At 53.0% G+C, this 3,053-nt stretch carries 3 protein-coding genes and 1 pseudogene; all 4 read left to right on the top strand.

Going from position 1 to position 3,053, the window contains the following annotated elements; all coding sequences use genetic code 11:
* Window positions 1-347, top strand: a pseudogene (locus AC1DWB_RS32890) (hypothetical protein); the annotation flags it as partial.
* Entirely contained in the window at window positions 344-1,507 is a 1,164-nt protein-coding gene (locus AC1DWB_RS32885; RefSeq protein WP_477545302.1) for a CaiB/BaiF CoA transferase family protein, read from the top strand. The pseudogene AC1DWB_RS32890 and the gene AC1DWB_RS32885, both read left to right, overlap by 4 nt.
* On the top strand, window positions 1,504-1,950 hold the full coding sequence (locus AC1DWB_RS32880; RefSeq protein ID WP_477545301.1) for a MaoC family dehydratase: 447 nt from the start codon (window positions 1,504-1,506) through the stop codon (window positions 1,948-1,950). Before AC1DWB_RS32885 ends, AC1DWB_RS32880 begins: the two co-directional genes overlap by 4 nt.
* Window positions 1,951-1,971: 21 nt before the next feature.
* The coding region (locus AC1DWB_RS32875) for an ABC transporter substrate-binding protein (protein WP_477545300.1) at window positions 1,972-3,053 on the top strand (1,082 nt) is incomplete at its 3' end.

Raw genomic sequence — 3,053 nt, 5'->3', positions numbered from 1 at the left:
CCTCTAGCACCAGCAATCTGCAAGCGGCGCTCGAATACGCTTCCTTCGCAGCTGCTCCTCTGACACAGCGAACCTTGTATACGGAGTCAGGCGGACAACCCGGTCATCGGATGGCATGGGTCGATGAGGAGATGAACGGGAGGACCCGAGATTACTTTATTAACACTCTCCCTGTATTGGATCGCGCTTACGTTCGTCCGCGCTACAACGGTTATTTGCATTTCCAGGACCACGCTGGAGCACATGTACAGCAGTATATGATGGACGGCAGGAATGCAGCGGGAGCGCTAGACCGGATGGATGAGCTATATCGCGATTCCAAACGTCTAGGCGGTGTTAGAACATGAGTACGAATACGTCTTTACCGTTGCATGGCCTACTCGTGCTGGACTTCAGTCAATTTCTATCAGGGCCATCCGCGGCATTGCGGTTAGCTGACCTCGGAGCTAGAGTGATCAAGATTGAACGACCGGATGGAGGCGATCTTTGTCGCAGACTGTATATTTCCAACCTTGCGCTAGAAGGGGACAGCACGCTGTTCCATTCGATTAATCGCAATAAAGAAAGCGTGTCCGCTAACTTGAAAGACCCCGAGGATCTAGCCTTTGTACGTTCCCTAATCGCCAAGGCCGATGTTATGATTCAGAACTTCCGACCTGGCGTCATGGAAAATATTGGCCTGGACTTCGAGTCAGTCAAGAAGCTGAACCCTCGAATTGTGTATGGCGAAGTGACCGGATATGGACGCACTGGGCCATGGAAGAGCAAGCCTGGACAAGATTTGCTCGTACAGTCTTTATCCGGGCTAGCATGGCTGAATGGCGATGCGGGGCAACCTCCAGTTCCATTCGGTCTCGCAGTAGCGGATATGATGGCGGGCTCTCACCTTGTTCAAGGTATACTCGCCTGCCTCGTTCGCCGTGGCATTACAGGGGAAGGCGGGTTCGTCGAGGTTAGTCTGCTGGAGTCGGTGCTCGACTTCCAGTTCGAGGTGTTGACGACGCACTTGAATGATGGCGGACAGTTGCCACAGCGCAGTACGGTGAATAACGCGCATGCATATTTAGGGGCACCTTATGGCATTTACGCCACGGCCGATGGCTACTTGGCTCTCGCGATGGGCTCGGTTACGGAACTAGGCAAGTTGCTTGGATGTTCGGCTCTTGCAGCATACAACGACCCTACAAGCTGGTTCACAGCACGCGATCAGATTAAGGCCACCTTACGCGATCACCTGAAGGAGCAGTCAACTGCCCACTGGTGCTCCTTGCTTGAACCGGCCGATTACTGGTGTTCCGACGTATTGACTTGGGAGCAATTGCTGAAGCATGATGCGTTCAAGCAGCTCGGGATGGTGCAGGAGGTCGTACGCGGGAGCGGAGCTTCGTTCCGAACGACGCGTTGTCCGATTCGGATCAATGGCGAACTGTTGCTGTCCACAGTAGGATCTCCACGAATCGGAGAACACAACGAACAGGTCAAACGGGAGGTGGCAGCACAGTCATGATACGCTCGATCTACTATGAAGAGTACGAGATTGGAACGGTACGCTCGACATTAGGCAGGACCATAACAGAGACCGATATCGTCATGCATGCAGGCCAGACCGGGGATTTCTACCCGCATCACATGGACGCCGAATGGTGCAAGACTCAGGATTTCGGTCAACGCATCGCGCACGGTACGCTAATCTTTAGTGTGGGAGTGGGAATGACAGCCGGGGAGATCAATCCAGAAAGCTTCTCTTATGGCTACGATCGGTTGCGGTTTATTAAGCCGGTGTTTATCGGGGATACGATTGCAGTAACCGTGACCTTGAAGGATAAACGCGATCATCCGAAGCGAATCGAATATGGGTTTGTCACCGAGCTGCTCGAAGTGCGYAATCAGCATGGGGAGGTCGTGCTGGTCTGCGAGCATCTATTGATGGTGAAGAAAAAGGGAGATTAGCCTACGAGGAGGTTATTCGGAATGGAACGTAGACAGTTGAAGCTCATTTCACGAGAGTTCGAGGGGTTCTCCAACTCATTCCGTGTCCAAGCGGAGCATTATTCGAGCTTGCATCCAGAATGGAGTGTGGAACGCGAATTCGTAGAGATCCATCGTCTGTATGAGCGAATGATTGCGGAACAAGAGGCAAAGGGGAGCGAATACGATCTATTTCTCTGCGTGACGGACTGGCTTCCAGAAGCGATTCGGGATGGGTTGCTGGAACCGCTCGATGATTACCTGCAGCAAGACCCGCCTGAAGGCTGGCCGGATGCATGGTCACCCAGTATGCAGGCCTTGCAGAGGGGATCGGACGGCCGAATATATGGGATCGCCTATCATGACGGACCTGAGATGTTCATCTATCGAAAGGATCTGTTCGAGGATCCGGAAGAACAGAAGGCATTCAAGCAATCGCACGGCTACCCCCTTGCCATACCTCGAACATGGTCACAATTTCTCGATGTCGCGACATTCTTCAATCGACCGGAGCAAGAGCTGCACGGCGCGCTCACAGCATGGTATCCAGATGGTCACAACAATGTATATGACTTCCTCATCCACTTGTGGAGCCGAGGCGGCGAGCTGCTGAGTAACGATGGCAAGCCTGCATTTGCYGATGCTATCGGGGAAGAGGCGCTGCAATATCTCGTGGATTTATTACATAAGCACCAAGTTGTGCCTAGAGAAGTACTTGAGCTGGATAGCGTAAAGAGCGGAGACTACTTCGCGCAAGGGCGTGCAGCTATGATGTGGAATTGGTGCGGCTTCGCAGCGGTTGCTGAGATGCCCGGAACTTCCAAAATTGCCGGACGTGTGGGGACCGGGCTGATCCCGCGCGGGGATGCTTCAATCGGTCAGCACATGTCGTTGAACATATACTGGGTGCTCGGCATACCTGCTGGAAGCAAGCAGAAGGACAAGGCTTACGAATTCTTAAAGGAAACGGCCAGTGCTGTTATGGATAAGCAAACTTCCATGTGCGGCGGCAATGGGACAAGATTGTCGACTTGGCGCGATCCCGAAGTGCGGAAGATGTTCCCTTACTACGAACACATTGAAGA

Source organism: Paenibacillus sp. P4_E11 (genome assembly GCF_056401635.1).
This window is presented reverse-complemented; position numbering and strand designations above follow the sequence as displayed.

Bases quoted from the DNA above. Each gene is read 5' to 3' on its own strand.
- AC1DWB_RS32885 (WP_477545302.1), top strand. From the start codon at position 344: ATGAGTACGAATACGTCTTTACCGTTGCATGGCCTACTCGTGCTGGAC.